The following is a 15,509-nucleotide window of genomic DNA, read 5'->3' as shown; positions in this document are numbered from 1 at the left end:
CCCGCCGAAGGGCGCCGACGGGTCGGGCCCCGGCAGCTGTCCGGCTGGGACCGGGCTGAACGCGCGCTGCTGGCGCTGGTGGCCGAGCGCCGCATGAGCAACGCAGAGGGTCCCGGAGGGGGGCTGGGCAACTCGATCGCCGCCTGGCCGACGGCCGACGGCCGACGGCCGTGGCCGTGGCGGAACCGGCGGAGGCGCCGCGCCGGGCCGTGGCGGAAGGGGAGTACGTCAAGGTGCGGTAGTCGTCACGGACGGCACACTGCACCGGGTGTCGGCCGCCGTACGCGTTCCCCGCGTACGGCGGCCGGCGGCGTTGCGGAGCGGTCGCGGGTTGCTGGACCTCGGGCGGGGGCGTCGGGCGGGGGCGTCAGGGCGCCGGGCTCTGCGCGCCCTCGACGTCGGTGAGCAGTTTGCGCAGGAGCCCGTCCAGGGTGGCCCGTTCCTCGCCCGAGAGGGCGGAGAGCAGCGCGGTCTCGTTGGCCGCGTGGTCGGTGAAGGCGGCGTCCACGAGGGCGCGTCCGGCCGGGGTGAGGGCGATGCGGACGCTGCGGCGGTCCGCCGGGTCGGTGCGGCGTTCCACCAGGCCCGCCGATTCCAGCCGGTCGATCCGGCTGGTCATGCCGGCCCGCGACATCAGCAGCAGCGTGGCGAGTTCGGAGGGCATCAGTTCGTACGGCGCGCCGGAGCGGCGCAGGGTGGCGAGAACGTCGAACTCGCCGCGCTGGAGGCCGTGTTGCTTGAACACCTCTTCGACGACCCGGCCCGCGAGCAGCGCGAGGCGGCCGAGGCGGCCGACGGTGCCGACCGCTGCCAGGTCGAGGTCCGGGCGCTCCCGGCTCCACTGGTCGAGCATGACGTCCACGTGATCCATAGGGGCATGTTATTCGATGGGAGATAGTTAGACGTAGTACTATCAGCCAGAGAACTATCGGAGCGCTCACTGTAGGGAGAGGCCAATGACGTTGATCGGACCGGAAGCCGTGGTGGTGCGGGGCGACGAAGCCGAGACCGTCGGAATGCTCGGCGGCAAGGGGCGGCTGCTGGCGGACTCCAGCGCCACCGGCGGCGCCCTGAGCACCCTGCGCGTCACGCTGGGGCGCGGCAAGGACGGCGCCACTCCGCACTACCACGGGGGCTCCTCGGAGCTGTTCTTCGTCGTCGACGGCTCGGCCCAGGTGCTGGTCGGGAACGAGGTGGTCACCGCCCGGAGCGGCGACCTCGTGGTGGTGCCGCCCCATCTGCCGCATGCCTTCGCGGCGGCGCCGGACTCCGGGGCGGACCTGCTGATCGTGATCACCCCCGGGGTGGAGCGCTTCGACTACTTCCGCCTGCTGGAGCGGATCCGCGCGGGCGAGGCGACGGTCGAGGAACTGCTCGCCAAGCAGGACCTCTTCGACAACCACTTCCTGGAGTCGCCGAGTTGGCGCGACGCCCGGGAGGAAGCCGCCCGGTCCGAGCCGTAGACCGCCCGGCACCGAGCTCGGCCCGACACCAGGGAAGGAACCCCGTGACCGACACCCGCACCATCACCAACCCGCCCGGCCTGCACGACCCGACGCCGTTCGGCTACAGCCACGCCGCCTCCGCGCCCGGCGAACCGGTGTTCATCGGCGGCCAGTACGCCTCCGACGCCAGCGGTCAGGTCGTGCCCGGCGACTTCGCCGCCCAGGCGGAGCTCGCCCTCGCCAACCTGCGCACCGCGCTCGCCGGGGTCGGCCTCGGCTTCGAGCACGTGGTCCGGCTCGGCTCGTACATCGTCGACCACGACCCGGAGAAGCTGGCCGTCCTCGGCAAGGCCCTGGCCGGGGCCTGGGGCGACCGGCTGCCCGCGCAGACGCTCAGCGGGGTCGCCTCGCTCGCCCTGCCGGGGATGCTCTTCGAGATCGATGCGGTCGCCGTCCGGCCGACGGCGGGGGCAGCGGGCTGACCCACCCACGCGCAGGGGTCCCACCGGTCGGTGGGACCCCTCGCCGTACCGCCGCCGTTCGAGCCGGCGCGGACCGCTCACACAGCCCGGGGGTCGCCGCGCACAGCCGTCGTTCCACGGTGTCGGGGCCGCGGCTTGAGGAACAGCACCCGCAGGAAGGGCCCTCGTCGGTGGCGGCCGTGTCGAGGATCCGGAGCAGGGTCGGATGCCGAGCCAACCGCGGTAGCCCACGCGGGCTCGAGTGCGATCTCGTTCAGGAGTCTCGGAACCTGCGCGCTTCGGCCCGTACGGACAACAAGGGGTGGCGCGGCGCGTCCGCCAGAGGCCATTAGTCCGTTTGACGTAGCATTCCGTTCGACGGACTATTGGGGTCTGCGCGAGAGGATGCTCATGCCGTTCACCCTGGCCCACCCCGCGGCCGTACTGCCGTTGCTGCGGAGGCCCTTCAGCCGGGCCGCGCTGGTCGCCGGAGCCGTCGCACCGGACCTGCCCTACTTCGTCGTCACCACGGGACTGCCCGTCAGCGCGCAGTCCTGGTACGAACCCTTCGTCAACGCCACGACCTCGCACAGCGCTCCGGGCGCCGTCACCGTCGCCCTGCCGTACGCCCTCGCCCTGTGGGCGCTGCTCCGCGCCGGCCATCGCCCGCTGGCGTCCCTGCTGCCGGTGCCGACGCCCGTCACTTCGTCGCGGCGGCTGCGCACTGCCGGCGCGCTGGCGCGGCGAGCCGGGTGGATCGTGCTGTCCGCCCTGATCGGCATCGCCACGCACCTGGTCTGGGACGCCTTCACCCACTTCGACGGCTTCGTGGTCACCCGTACGCCCTGGCTCAACTCCACGCTGGTGGGCAGCCTCACCTGGGCGCGGGCGTTGCAGCACGCGAGCACGATCGGCGGGCTGGCCGCCATCGCGGTGTACGTGTGGCCGAGGCGGGCCCGCCTCCTCGCCGGTGAGGGCCGCACGAAGCCCGGCAGCGCGCTCCGGCGCCCCGTCCTCCTCGCCATGGCCCTGGTCACGGTCGTCGGAGCCGTCGCCCACGCCCGGCGGTGGCTCGCCGGCCCGGAGGCGGCGACGGACGGGCTCCCGCTGGGCGCCGCGATCGAAGGGGTGCTGTCCGACGCGGCGAAGGGCGCGGGCGCCGGCCTGATCGGCAGCCTGGCCCTGTACGTCCTCATGTGGTGGAGTCGGCGCGCCCTCACGGCAACCCGCCTCCGCAGGGTCAGAGTTGACACAGTATGCCTGGGCCTGCAGGGAGAACCCGGGGCCGTTCACCGACAATCGGAACACCAGGCAGAGGCTGATGGCCGGTTCGGCACCCGGCCGACCGGATGAGGGGAACACGTGCGTCCAGATCATGATCAGGATTCGCTGAGCTTCGCGTTGCTCGGCACGCTGCGGGTCCGGCGCGCCGGCACGGACCTGCAGCTCGGCGGCCCGCAGCAGCGGTCGGTGCTGGCCGCCCTGCTGCTGCGCCCGAACGCGGTCGTGACGGTCGACGAGCTGATCGCCGACCTCTGGGGAGACCAGCCGCCCGGTGCGCCCGACACCGTTTTGCGCACCTACGTGTGGCAGCTGCGGAATCTGCTGGAGCCCGTGCGCACGGCGCCCACGGTGCTGATCTCCCGAACGGGCGGCTACCGTCTGGCCGTCGAGCCGGACCGCGTGGATGTGTGGCAGGTCAAGCGCTTGCAGGAGCTGGCCGGGACGTGCGCCGCCGAGCGGCCGCAGGACGCCCGGAACGCACTGGGAGAAGCCCTGGCCCAGTGGCGCGGGGAGCCGCTCGCCGGCCTGCCGGGGCCGCTCATGTGCCGCGAGCGGGAACGGCTTTCGAGGCTGCGCCTCACCCTCCTGGAAGAGCGCCTCGCCCTCGACGTGGCTCTCGACGTAGCCCCTGACGTAGCCCTCGACGTGGCTCTCGACGCTCCCTCCGGCTACCTGCCGGAGCTGGAGCAGCTGGCCGGTGACCACCCGCTCCACGAGCGCCTACAGGAACTGCTCATCCGCGCGCTGCACCGGCAAGGCCGCACGTCCGAGGCGCGTGCGGTCTACGACGCGCTTCGATTACGGCTGGTGGAGCAGCTGGGGATCGAACCGGGGCCCGTGCTCACGGAGTTGTGTCACGATCTCGGTGTGGATGCCACCATTCGATCGAGGACCGGTGCACCCGGTCCGGACTTACGCCCAGACGTACCGTTACCGCCCGAGTCGGCCGACCGCGGGGCCGACAGTGCGGCCGACCGCGAAGACCTGGACCAACTCCCCCCGGTCCTGCCGCAGTTCATCGGACGGCAGGACCACGTCGCCCGGATCGGGCGAGCGCTGACCGGGCAAGCGCCGACCGGACGGACCAGCCCCGCACTGCGACTGGTGACCGTGACCGGGATGGCCGGGGTGGGGAAGACGACCCTCGCGGTGCGAGCCGCCCACACCGTGCGCCCGGACTTCCCGGACGGCCGGCTGTACGCGGATCTGCGCGGCGCCGACCTGGTGCCCGCGAACGCGTCCGACATCCTGGCGGACTTCCTGACAACGCTGGGCGTGCGGGCGGCAGTTGTGCCCAAGGATCTCGAAAGCAGGGCGGCGCTGTTCCGGACCGCCAGCGCGGGACGACGGCTGCTCATCCTCCTGGACAACGCACGCGACGAGGCCCAGATCCAGCCGTTGCTGCCCGGCTCGTCGGACTGCGCGGTCATCGTCACCAGCCGCGCGGTGCTCACCAGTGTGCCGTCGGTTCTGAACGTCGCGCTGGACGTGTTCAGCGAGCCCGAGGCGATCGGCCTGCTCGACTCGGTCATCGGCGCGGCACGCCGGTCCGAACAGGGCCCCCAGGCCAGGATGCTGGTCGATGCCTGCGGCCGGCTCCCGCTGGCCGTACGGATCGCCGCGGCCCGGCTCGCCGCCACCCCGGACCAGCCGATCGCCGAGCTCGTCCGGAGCCTGGCCGACGACCGCGAAGGCATCGACGCGCTCCGCACGGGCGACCTGGCGATCGAGCAGGTCTTCGAGCTCAGCTACCGGCTGCTCCCCCCACCCCTGGCCACGGCGTTCCGGATGCTCTCCTGGGCGGAGCCCGATCTCGGTCTGGCGTCGGCAGCCGCGGTCCTGGGCCTGGCGGAGTACCAGGCGGAGCGGCTCGCGGAGTCGCTGGTGGACCAGGCGCTGCTGGAGTCGATGGGCGCCGGGCGCTACCGCTACCACGACCTGGTGCGCGCCTTCGCCCGCCGGGCGTCGCTGCGGACCGGCGACCACGAACGGGCCGGCGCCCAGCAGCGGCTGCTGACCCATCTGCTCGGCTGCGCCCGCACGGCCTTCACCCTCGCCGTACCCGGCGACCCGGTCGCCGACGTCTTCGGCGAGCCGCTCCAGCAGCCGGCCGCCCGTCCTGGCCGCCCCCCGGCCGCCCCGGCCGCCCCGGCTTCCTTGCGCGCTCAGGTCTCCCCGGTCTTCGCGGCCGCCCCGGTCTTCGCGGATCTGGCGGACGCCCGCCGGTGGGCCCGGACCGAGACACCCGGCGCCGTGGCGCTCGCGGCCGCCGTCGCGACGGACACCCTGCGCGTCCTACCCGACGGCCAGCCCTCGGCGATGACCGACCTGCGCGCGGCCGTCAACCTGTTGATCGCCCTCAGCCCGCTCGGCCTCGGCGCCGTGGGCGGCCGGGCGGAAGACGCCACGCGCACGCTGATCGCCGCCGCCGTCGCGGCCGGCGACCGTTGCGCGGAGGGTCGGTCGCGGTTCCTCCTCGGCACGGTCCTGCTGGCCCGGGCCCGGCTCGGCGAGGCCGGCGCACAGGCCCGGCAGGCCGCCGAAGCCTGCCGGGAGGCGGAGGACCCGGCCGTTCTCCGGCAAGCCCTCAACGACCTGGGCCTCATCGCCCAGGCCGAGGGCCGGCACGAGGAGGCGATCGCCGCCTTCGACGAGGCGGTGGTGCTCGCCCGGCAGCTCGGCCACCGGTCCGGCGAGGTGGCGAGCACCGCGAACGCGGCCCTGTCCCGCATCCGCACCGGTCACGCGGCCACGGCGGTGCAGACCTGTCAGCGGATCCTCGCCGAGCCCGGGGGGACTGCCGACGTCGCGATGACCGCGTACGTGCACTACGTCCTCGGCCTCGCCTACCAGGAGCTGGGCCGACTCGACGACGCCGCGGCGCAGCTGCAGTCCTGTATCTGCTGCGCGGGCGTCACCGGCGATCTCAACCGGGAGTCGGCCGCCCGAAGCCGCCTGGCCGACGTCCTGCGCCTGCTCGGACGGCTAGACGAGGCCGTGCAGCAGGCGGAGCGGGCACTGGACCTCGCAGAAGAAGGTGGGCGACAGCGCGAACGCGCCCTCGCCCACCTGGTGTTGGCCCACGCGATGACCGCCCGGGGCGACCACCACGCCGCCCGGCATCAGGAGGCGAAGGCGCGTCTACTGCTCAGCCGCCTCAGCGCCCCGGAGGCCGCCGACGTGACGTCGATGCTGGCCGCCCTGGCGACCGCCGACCGGACTCCTCACCCCCGGTAGCGGATGACGAGACCGGTCCCGTTCCACGTGATGTGCCCCGAGAGGCAGTGCACGTCGGCCGACCCGCCGCAGGCCTGTGCCGACGGCTCGGTCGGCGAGCCCTGCCGCACGGGGGCCCCCGCGCCCACGGCAACAGCGCCCACCACCGGCGCCAGCACGGCCGTACCGGCAACAGCCGTACGGACAACAATCGTTCGAATCACGGATGACGCTCCCTACGTACCTATGGCAAGACGTCCGAACGCTCGCAGGGGCCGGTAGACATCAGATCAACGCAACCGTCACTCCCGTCACTCCCGTCACTCCCGCACACGCACACGGACACCACACCGCACCGCACCGCACCAACAGGAGGTTGGGAACCATGGCCCAGCAGTTCGGTGACTACCAGAACGAGATCTACTTCGACGGCCTGCGCGGGGTGCTGCCCGCCTTGCCGATGACGTACGCCGGGCTGGAGGCCGGGGCGCAGGCCGCCCTCCCCCCGTCGATCTGGTCGTACGTGGCCGGCGGCGCGGGGGACGAGCACACCCAGCGCGCCAACGTCCGGGCCTTCGAGCGGTGGGGCCTCTACCCCCGGATGATGGTCGGCGCCGCCCGTCGCGACCTGACCGTCGGCCTGTTCGGCCACACCCTGCCCTCGCCGCTGTTCCTGGCGCCGGTCGGTGTGATCGGCCTCTGCGCCCAGGACGGCCACGGAGACCTCGCCGCGGCCAGGGCCGCCGCCCGTACCGGCGTGCCGATGGTGGCCTCCACCCTCACCGTCGACCCGCTGGAGCAGGTCGCGGCCGAGTTCGGTGACACGCCCGGCTTCTTCCAGCTCTACACCCCGACCGACCGCGACCTCGCCGCCAGCCTGGTGCACCGCGCGGAGGCGGCCGGCTTCCAGGGCATCGTGGTCACCCTGGACACCTGGATCACCGGCTGGCGCCCGCGCGACCTCGCGACGTCCAACTTCCCCCAGCTGCGCGGCCACTGCCTGGCGAACTACTTCACCGACCCGGTCTTCCGGGCCCGCCTGGCCAAGGCCCCCGAGGAGGATCCGGGTGCGGCGATCCTGGAGTGGGCCGGTATCTTCGGCAACCCGCTGACCTGGGACGACCTGCCGTGGCTGCGCTCGCTCACCGACCTGCCGATCATCCTCAAGGGCGTCTGTCACCCCGAGGACGTCCGCCGGGCCCGGGACGGCGGCGTCGACGGCCTCTACTGCTCCAACCACGGCGGCCGCCAGGCCAATGGAGGCCTGCCCGCCCTGGACGCGCTGCCCGCCGTGGTCGAGGCGGCGGGCAGTCTGCCGGTGCTCTTCGACTCCGGGGTGCGCAGCGGAGCCGACGTGGTCAAGGCGCTCGCCCTCGGCGCCACCGCGGTCGGCGTGGGCCGCCCGTACGCGTACGGGCTGGCGCTCGGCGGCGAGGACGGCATCGTGCACGTGCTGCGCTCGCTGCTGGCGGAGGCCGACCTGCTCATGGCGGTCGACGGCTACCCGGCCCTGGCCGATCTGACCCGCGAGGCGCTGGTACGCCTCTGAGGCGGCCGGCGCCCGAAATTCACGACACGTATTCGGTGGCGATGCGGTCCGTACTTCCCCGAACTACTTGAACCCGGTCGGAGTGAAAGCGGTCCTGGCCGGATCCCTGCGGTCGGCCTTGACCATCAGGAAGTCATATGGATGACTGACCGTCACTTGACTGTGATCTACGGGTTCGTGGAACAGTCAAGACCTTGAATCAGCCATGTCGCGCACGTAGATCAATCGTTGACTGATCATTGATCAGCGGCCCATAGGTTTTTCTCGTCGGAGGCGATCGGTTCCACCCCGGGCGGACGTCGCCAATGACACGAGAGGTCCCGCGGGGAGTCGTCCCCTGAACCGAAACGGAGTATCCATCTTATGAACACCAACGACTTCGACCAGGTCATAGCCGAGTTGACCCGGATCAAGAAGGAGTACGTCGAGCAGCGTTCGGCCTTCGTCCCTGGAGAGCGCATGGCCGACTTGCTGAAGGGGCTCGGCGCCACCGACGCCGACCTGGCCCAGCTCCAGCGGGTGAGTGACGACCTGCCGGACGATCCCACCCTCCCCTTCCGCCAGTCGAAGAACGGACGCTTCCACTTCGACGTGAAGAACGGGACGGTCGACCGGGGCGAGTTCCAGCCGTTCGCGCTGTCGGCCGACGAGGACTTCGTACGGCATGACTCCGGAAAGAAGCGTGAGTTCGCGGAGGTCGGTGACGACCTCCAGCTGAACCGGGCCTTCCAGGGGCTGCTCCTGTTCAAGGCGTTCATGGTCCAGGACGTGGAGATCGCGCACCGCCCGAAGCTGGACTACGACTACCCCGGATGGGTGTGCACCCTGTTCAACCTGCGGACCGTCACCACGCCCGAACTCGTCGGCGAGCCCGCCCTCGAAGGGGTGCACAGCGACGGCGTGGACCACACCATGACCACCCTGCTCGGCAGTGAGAACATGACCGCCGACAGCGCGATCACCTTCCTCCACGACATGCAGCAGATCAACGCCGTCCGCTGGGACGAGGTCGAACCGGAGCTCGTCGTGGGCCAGTACCAGCACCGCCACTTCCTCGACACCATGCTCGTCGTCGACCACGAGCGGAAGCACAGCCTCTCCCCGGTGGTCGCCGCCGACCCGCAGCAGACCTCCACCAGGGACATGCTCATCTTCTTCACGCGGAAGCCTGCCATGGAGGGTCACATCTCCCACACGCACGACTCCCTCGCCTGCCATTCCGGCCTGCCGATGTCGGTCGAACTGCTTCCCTCGGTGGCGGTCTGATGGCGGCGGACGAGATCACGATCACCGACTTCCTGAACGTCGACATCCGTGCGGGCCGGATCGTCCGCGCCGAGGCGTTCCCGCGCGCCCGCCGACCCGCGTACAAGCTGTGGATCGACTTCGGCGATCTGGGCGTTCGGAAGTCCAGCGCCCAGATCACCGATCTGTACGCGCTCGATGACCTCGAAGGCCGCCTGGTGATGGCCGTGGTGAACCTCCCGCCCCGGCAGGTCGCGGACTTCATGTCCGAGGTCCTCGTCCTCGGGGTGCCGGGCGAGGGCGGCGGCGACGTGGTCCTGATCGCCCCGGACCGGGAGGTCAAGCCGGGAGCGCGGCTGCTCTGACCCGAACCGGCAGGCGACCGGCCGGACTTCACTCTGTGGGGGCCCGGGGGTGAATTCCCCCGGGCCGCCCTCCCCCTGATGGCTGCGGCCGGGGCGGCGTCGGCTACGAAGGGCTGGTCGAGCGGATGCTCCTCGGCGCTTCCGCGCCGTGCGGCTGCGGGAGAGTGAGGAGGTCGCCGTGGTGCTGGTGGAGGAGGCGTTCGTGGTCGGGGCTGAAGTGCTCGCGCCAGCCGCCCACGGGGAGTTCACCGTTCTCGGCACCGACGTTCCGTGGCCCGGGCAGGGTGGCGAGGGCCGCGGCCGGGTCCGGGTGGCCGGTGGCGGCGAGGAGACGGTACAGGGCCTGGTCGCGGGTTTCGGTGGGGCCGGCGAGCTCCTCGTGGGTGAGCACGCAGACGGCCGGGTGGCGCAGCAGCCACTGGCAGCGGCGGGCTTCGCGCATGCCGGGGAAGCCGGGGTCGGTCAGGGCGAGGGTGATCCTGGCGTCCATGGTGGGCAGGGCGCTGACGATGTCGCGGTAGACGAGGTGTTCGGGCATGGAGCCGACGTGGCCGCAGGGTTGGGAGAGCAGGCGGATCTGCTCGACGATGCGGTCACGGACGTCGCGGTGGTGGTAGACGATCGGCGGCCGTGCGGTGGTGTGCCAGGCGCGCAGGAAGCCGGCGTCGGCACGCTCCAGGTCCAGGCTGTTGACGTACCAGCAGCCGCGGCCCGGCAGCAGCCGGGGCAGGTCGGTGTCGGGGACGCGGGTCAGGCGGTCTTCGAGGCCTGGGTCGACGGGTGAGGCGGCGGTGATTGGCTGGCCCAGCCGTGTCCACCACACCCGCCACAGGGCGTTCACCGCCTTCTGGAAGGCGGTCTCCAGTTCTTCCAGGTGGTCGCGCTGCCTGCTCAGCAGGCGTCCGGCCTCGTCCTGTCCGTAGGCGGCCCGGAGCAGCGGGGAGACCTCGCCGGGGCCGGGCCGCTCGTCGCCGTCGTCCTGGAAGCCGCTCATCGTGCCGTAGGGGGTGTAGCCGAGTGCGGAGGTGATGCGGGCGAGCAGGGGTGTGCCGCTGCCGCGCAGCGAGACGACGATCAGCTGGGGCACGGCCATGGGAGGGCTCCCGGAGAAGAGGGGGCGGCGGAGGAGTCGGTGGGCGGGGTGAGGAGGAGGTCCTCGTAGGTGTGGTGGCGGCGGGTCGTGACGCGCTCGTGCAGCAGGTGGGCCGCGCGGGCGTGCTCGCCGGTGTCGATCAGGGCGCGGGCCAGCGTGTCCTGGACGATCTCGCGTTCCACCCGTACGCCGCCGAGCCGCTCGACCTGCCCGCCCAGGCCGGTCAGTCCGCCCAGTCCGGTCAGGAGGTCGACGGCGGCCTGCGGGCGCCCTGCGGTCACGTGCGCGAGGGCCCGGACCACCGGGGCGAGGACTTCGCTGTAGTCGGGGCGCTGGTCGGCGGCGGCCTGGCGGGCCAGGGCCTCCAGGTCGTCGGTGGCGGACTCGACGGCCAGGGCCAGCGCCAGGTTGAAGGTGTGGAAGACCTCCGCCATGCCGCCCGGACCGGCCAGCAGGCCGCGTACGTGGTCGAGGTCGCAGCGGCCGGCCGGCTCCTGCCCGGCGAGCAGCAGACGCCAGTTCGTCGCCGACCGCATCCCCACGTCCGCGCGGCCCAGGACTTCGTCGGCCCGCCGGCGGGCGTCCGCGAAATCCCCGCAGGCCAGGGACTGCAGGGCGGCATGCCAGTTCAGGTGCTTGAACTGCACCGCCAGCGGGTCGACGGCCAGCCACCGGTCGAGGAAGGCGGTGGAGGCGGGGCCGGCTCCCAGTTCCTGCTCGGCGTGCGCGCGGGCGTGCGCGGCGAGTCCGGCGCGCGGATACCGGGCCAAGGTGTGTTCGGCCAGTTCGAAGGCCTCCTCGGTGCGGCCCTGCTCCGCCTGTGTCCACGCAAGCCGGCCCGCCCACGGCCAACTGTCCGCACCGGCCAGGGCGTACTGCCGCTCGACCAGCACGTCACCGTGCGCGCGGTAGGCGGCGTCACCGCAGGCGTGGAAGGCGTCCAGCAGCAACGAGGCCACCTCGTCCCCGGGCCACCGCGCGAAATGCGTCACCAGGTGGTCGGCCGTCAACCGGAACTGCCGGTGGGTGTACAGGAAGACCCCGTACACCAGGCTCGCCGACCGCGCACCGGCGGCCTGCGCGTCCCGGTACGCGACCACCAGTTCCGCCCGCAGCGCCTCGTCGCTCAGGCCTTCGCCGGTCGCCAGCATCAGCAGCGCCCGCGCCACACCCAGCCGAGGGCGCGCGTCGACCCACTCCCGCAGCAGCGGCACCGCGCTCCCGCTCAGCGCCGCCAACTCCCTTACTGCGGCGTCCTCCAGCGACACACCCGCGACCCCGGGACCGCTCACGACATCACCCGCCTCGCACACCGTCGGTCCGGCCGGATCAGTAGGCGGCCCTGAAGACGGCCGTGCAGACGAGCCCGCTGCTCCCGCACTGGTTGCGGGGCAGGCTCAGCGGCAGCCCGACCTGGTTGCCGGCCGCCGTCCCGCTGTCGGAGACGGTGCCCCCGGTGGCCTGGGTGCCGCCGTGGTTCACGCAGGAGTTGTCGAACACGGCGTTGCCCACGCCGACGATGCTGGCGTGGGCGGTGCCGACCGGGACCAGCGCGGCCCCCACGGCCGTACCCAGGACCGCCACCCGCTTGCCCACGGTGCGCGCACCGCTGCCCGCGCCGCCGCTGCCCGCGGCCGGGCGCCCCTCACCCGTCACCATGCTCATCGCACTCCTTCCTGGCACGGCGCCGCCCGGCGAGAGCCGGCGCCCGTGCAGACCACGCCCCGGGCAACCGCTCGGGACCGCAGCCTGGTCAACGACGGAACCACCCTTCGGATGCGCACCGTCGGGCTCAGGCCGGCGCCGGCCCGTTCGTCAGCAGCCAGGGGCCGGGGGCGATTGCGGGGGGTTCGGCGCGCACGCCTGCGCGTGGCCGGTGGGCCGTGCCGGTGTGCGCGCCGCTCCGCCGGGTGTCAGACGGCGGGCTGTTGCTGGGTGACGCAGTGGATGCCGCCGCCGCCGGCGCCGAGGGAGTCGATGTTGAGCTGCTCGACGGTGCGTCCGGGGAAGAGCCGGGCCAGGGTCGCCCGGGCGGCGGCGTCGGCCGTGCTGTCACCGAACTGGGCGGAGATCACGGCGCCGTTGCACGCGTAGTAGTTGGCGTAGGAGGCGACGAAGTTCTGGTTGGTGGAGCGGATCTTGTAGTAGTCCGGGCCCTGGAGTTTGGTCACCGCGGTCGGACCGCCTGCGGCCGTCGTGGCGGCGGACAGGATCTGGTACTGCTCGCGCGCGTCGTTCGCCCACGCGTCGTTGTCGGTCGCCAGCGGCATCTGGACCAGCCCGGCGCCGGGTGCGAGGAAGCGCGAGGTGGCGTCGACGTGGTCGTCGGTGATGTCCTGGTTCCTGATGCCGGTGAACCAGATGACCTTGGACGCGCCGTAGGCCTGGCACATCGCGGCCTCGATCTGCGCCTGGCTCATCCCGGGGTTGCGGTTGTCGTTGACGATGCTGCTGCGGGTGGCCATCAGGGTGCCGGCGCCGTCCTGTTCGATGGCGCCGCCTTCGGCGATCAGACCGGCAGCCGTGAACGGCACCCCGACGTAGGCGGCGATGCGCTGGGCGACCAGCGCGTCGTTGGCGTGGGTCTGCCGGTTTCCCCAGCCGTTGAAGTTGAGGCCGACGGCGTCGAGGGCTCCCGGTCCGTTGGTGCGGAAGACCGGGCCGGTGTCGCGCATCCAGCAGTCGTCGACGGGGATCGTGGTGATCACGGTGACCGACGAGCCGCACAGGGAGCGGGCCTTGGCGGCGCTCGCGGGGTTGGCGCACATGATGACCGGCTCGTACTTGGCGATGGTCTTGGCGATCAGCGCGATGTTCGACTGGACGCCGCTGAGCTGGCTGCGCCAGATCGCGGTGCTGTCGGGCCAGGCCATCCAGGTCCGGGTGTGCCGCGTGCCGTCGATCGGGACGGCGAACGCACCCGCCAGCGCGGTGCCCTCGCTGCGGGAGTCGCGGGAGCTGCGGAGGCCGGCCGCGGCGGCGGTGGAGCCTGCCGCCGACGTCACGGCCAGGCCGGCTGCGGTGAGGCCGGCCGCGGTGAGGAACTGTCGTCTGCCCAGGCCGGGTCTGCCCAGGCCGGACCTGCTCGGGACGTGATCGTTCATCGGGTCCTCCGGTCAACTGCCCGTCTCGGCAACGGGATTGACTCGAAGGTAGAACTAACCAAGCGCTCGGTCAATTATCTGCGCAGGATCGGACGAAGATTCCTGGAGCGGGGGCGTGGCCGGACACGTCCTAGAGTTGCGCCATGGCGACAGGCGAGAAGGAACAGGTTCAGGCGGCCCCCGTGGTACCGCAGGGGCGCACGCGCTCGTCGGCCAAGGGGGAGCAGACCCGGTCGCGGCTCGTCTCCGCCGCCCGGACCCTGCTGGCCGGCGAGAGCGCCGGGCGCTTCACCACGCGCAACGTCGCCGCGCTGTCCGGCGTTTCGCACGGGATGTGCCACTACCACTTCCGCGACCGCACCGACCTGATCGTGGCGGTGATCGAGGACATCCGGCCGGAGTGGATCTCCCCACTGGAGGAAGCGGTGGACGGCCCCGGCGACTTCGCCGAGCGGGCCGAGCGCGTGATCGGCCTGCTGACCCGGGGCGAGAGCCCGGACCTGTCGCACCTGCACGCGGCCCTGCACTGGCACGCCCTCAACGACGAACGCGTCCGGGGGAGTCTGGAGCAGGAGTACCTGCGCTGGCGGTCGTGCTTCGTCCGGCTCTTCCAGGTGCTCGCCGACGAGCGGGGCGGCGGCATCGACCCGCGACCCCTGGGCGAGGCGGTCGCGGCGGCGGTGGACGGCCTCGCGGCCATCCAGTCCCTCGACTCGAACGTGGACGCGGCGACGGTGCTGGGGACGCTGGTGCGCGCGCTCGCCGGAGCACCGTCCGGGACGGCGTAGCACGCCCTGCGCCCCGGCGTCGTCCGCCCGTCGTCCGCCCGCGGGCCGAATGACACCGGGGCCCCGTGGAGTCCGCCGACCCCGCGGGACCCCGGCAGTCCGGAGGGTCCGATAGTCCGGAAGGCCCGGCTACAGGGCCCGGCGGGCGTCCGCGATGGACCGCGGGTCCCAGCCCGGCCTGGGCACGGAGTCGAGCAGCAGCCGGGTGTAGGCGTGCCGGGGGCGGGCGAGGACCTCGGCGGTGGGGCCGGACTCGACGATCCGGCCGTGCCGCATCACGACCACCTCGTCCGTGACGCACCGCACGACGCCCAGGTCGTGGGTGATGAACAGGTAGCCGATGCCGGTCTGTTCGCGGATGTCGGCGAGCAGGTTGAGGATCTGCGCCTGCACCGAGACGTCGAGGGCGGCCACCGCCTCGTCGAGGACGAGGACGGCGGGCTCGACGGCCAGCGCGCGGGCGATGGCGACGCGCTGGCGCTGGCCGCCGGAGAGCTGGCGGGGCAGGGCCTCGGCCTCGCGCTCGCCGAGGCCGACCTGGTCGAGGAGTTCGGCGATCCGGCGGGGGTGGTCCGCGTCGGGGAAGTGCAGCCTGAGCGTTTCGCGCAGCGCGGCGCCGACGCTGGTGCGGGGGTCGAGGGACAGGTACGGGTCCTGGAAGACCATCTGGACCTCGCGGGCGCGGGCCAGCCGGTGGGCCCGGCCGCGCCGGTGCTCGGTGCGGTCCCGGCCGTGCACCAGGACCCGTCCGGTGTCCGCCCGTTCGAGCCCGACGACGATCCGGGCGGTGGTGGTCTTGCCCGACCCGGACTCGCCGACGATGCCCAGCGATCCGCCTTCGGCCAGGGTGAAGGAGACGTTGTCGACCGCCTGGACGTTCCCGTAGGCGCGGTGCAGGCCGACGGCCTCCAGGACGGTCTTCGGCATCGCTGGTTCTCCTCCGGGGCTCGTCGTGACGG

Annotated in this window: 14 protein-coding genes; 8 read left to right on the top strand and 6 right to left on the bottom strand. The window is 72.6% G+C overall.

Annotated features, from left to right (window positions below):
* Positions 1-367: 367 nt before the first annotated feature.
* Positions 368-871: a MarR family transcriptional regulator gene (locus A6F73_RS35270; protein WP_063352401.1), complete on the bottom strand. Its 504-nt coding sequence runs from the start codon at positions 869-871 to the stop codon at positions 368-370.
* Positions 872-956: 85 nt separating this feature from the next.
* Between A6F73_RS35270 and A6F73_RS35265 the strand changes: the two genes are divergently transcribed.
* From A6F73_RS35265 to A6F73_RS35235, 7 genes are all read left to right on the top strand, one after another.
* Entirely contained in the window at positions 957-1,463 is a 507-nt protein-coding gene (locus A6F73_RS35265) for a cupin domain-containing protein (protein ID WP_063352400.1), read from the top strand.
* Positions 1,464-1,507: 44 nt separating this feature from the next.
* Positions 1,508-1,927, top strand: a complete 420-nt coding sequence (locus tag A6F73_RS35260; RefSeq protein WP_063352399.1) for a RidA family protein — start codon at positions 1,508-1,510, stop codon at positions 1,925-1,927.
* 390 nt (positions 1,928-2,317) lie between these two features.
* Complete coding sequence (locus tag A6F73_RS35255; protein ID WP_063352398.1) at positions 2,318-3,259, top strand: DUF4184 family protein; 942 nt, start codon at positions 2,318-2,320, stop codon at positions 3,257-3,259.
* A gap of 9 nt (positions 3,260-3,268) precedes the next feature.
* Entirely contained in the window at positions 3,269-6,427 is a 3,159-nt protein-coding gene (locus A6F73_RS35250) for a BTAD domain-containing putative transcriptional regulator (RefSeq protein WP_079136534.1), read from the top strand.
* Between the two features lie 364 nt (positions 6,428-6,791).
* Positions 6,792-7,955 carry an alpha-hydroxy-acid oxidizing protein gene (locus A6F73_RS35245; protein ID WP_063352397.1) on the top strand — a complete coding sequence of 388 codons (1,164 nt, stop codon included), beginning with the start codon at positions 6,792-6,794 and terminating at the stop codon, positions 7,953-7,955.
* A 363-nt stretch (positions 7,956-8,318) separates the two neighbouring features.
* Positions 8,319-9,221 (top strand): 2OG-Fe dioxygenase family protein, encoded by a 903-nt coding sequence (locus tag A6F73_RS35240; protein ID WP_208869250.1) that lies wholly within the window; start codon positions 8,319-8,321, stop codon positions 9,219-9,221.
* Positions 9,221-9,565 carry a tRNA-binding protein gene (locus tag A6F73_RS35235; RefSeq protein ID WP_063352396.1) on the top strand — a complete coding sequence of 115 codons (345 nt, stop codon included), beginning with the start codon at positions 9,221-9,223 and terminating at the stop codon, positions 9,563-9,565. The genes A6F73_RS35240 and A6F73_RS35235 overlap by 1 nt, the downstream gene beginning before the upstream one ends.
* A gap of 103 nt (positions 9,566-9,668) precedes the next feature.
* Here A6F73_RS35235 and A6F73_RS35230 read toward each other — a convergent pair whose 3' ends face one another.
* The 4 genes from A6F73_RS35230 to A6F73_RS35215 form a co-directional block, all read right to left on the bottom strand.
* The gene (locus A6F73_RS35230) at positions 9,669-10,658 is read right to left on the bottom strand and encodes a hypothetical protein (protein ID WP_063352395.1); all 990 of its coding nucleotides are present in this window, start codon (positions 10,656-10,658) and stop codon (positions 9,669-9,671) included.
* A complete protein-coding gene (locus A6F73_RS35225) occupies positions 10,640-11,950 on the bottom strand; it encodes a hypothetical protein (protein ID WP_244293821.1) in 1,311 nt (436 codons plus the stop codon). Before A6F73_RS35225 ends, A6F73_RS35230 begins: the two co-directional genes overlap by 19 nt.
* A gap of 37 nt (positions 11,951-11,987) precedes the next feature.
* Positions 11,988-12,323, bottom strand: a complete 336-nt coding sequence (locus A6F73_RS35220; protein WP_244293820.1) for a chaplin family protein — start codon at positions 12,321-12,323, stop codon at positions 11,988-11,990.
* 248 nt (positions 12,324-12,571) lie between these two features.
* A complete protein-coding gene (locus tag A6F73_RS35215; RefSeq protein WP_063352393.1) occupies positions 12,572-13,762 on the bottom strand; it encodes an agmatine deiminase family protein in 1,191 nt (396 codons plus the stop codon).
* A gap of 143 nt (positions 13,763-13,905) precedes the next feature.
* On the opposite strand from A6F73_RS35215, the gene A6F73_RS35210 reads away from it, so the two are divergent.
* On the top strand, positions 13,906-14,550 hold the full coding sequence (locus A6F73_RS35210) for a TetR/AcrR family transcriptional regulator (protein WP_079136533.1): 645 nt from the start codon (positions 13,906-13,908) through the stop codon (positions 14,548-14,550).
* A gap of 129 nt (positions 14,551-14,679) precedes the next feature.
* Here A6F73_RS35210 and A6F73_RS35205 read toward each other — a convergent pair whose 3' ends face one another.
* Positions 14,680-15,477: an ABC transporter ATP-binding protein gene (locus tag A6F73_RS35205; protein WP_063352391.1), complete on the bottom strand. Its 798-nt coding sequence runs from the start codon at positions 15,475-15,477 to the stop codon at positions 14,680-14,682.
* Between the last annotated feature and the right edge of the window lie 32 nt (positions 15,478-15,509).

It is taken from the genome of Streptomyces sp. MJM8645 (assembly GCF_001625365.1).
Classification (GTDB): Bacteria; Actinomycetota; Actinomycetes; order Streptomycetales; family Streptomycetaceae; genus Kitasatospora.
This window is presented reverse-complemented; position numbering and strand designations above follow the sequence as displayed.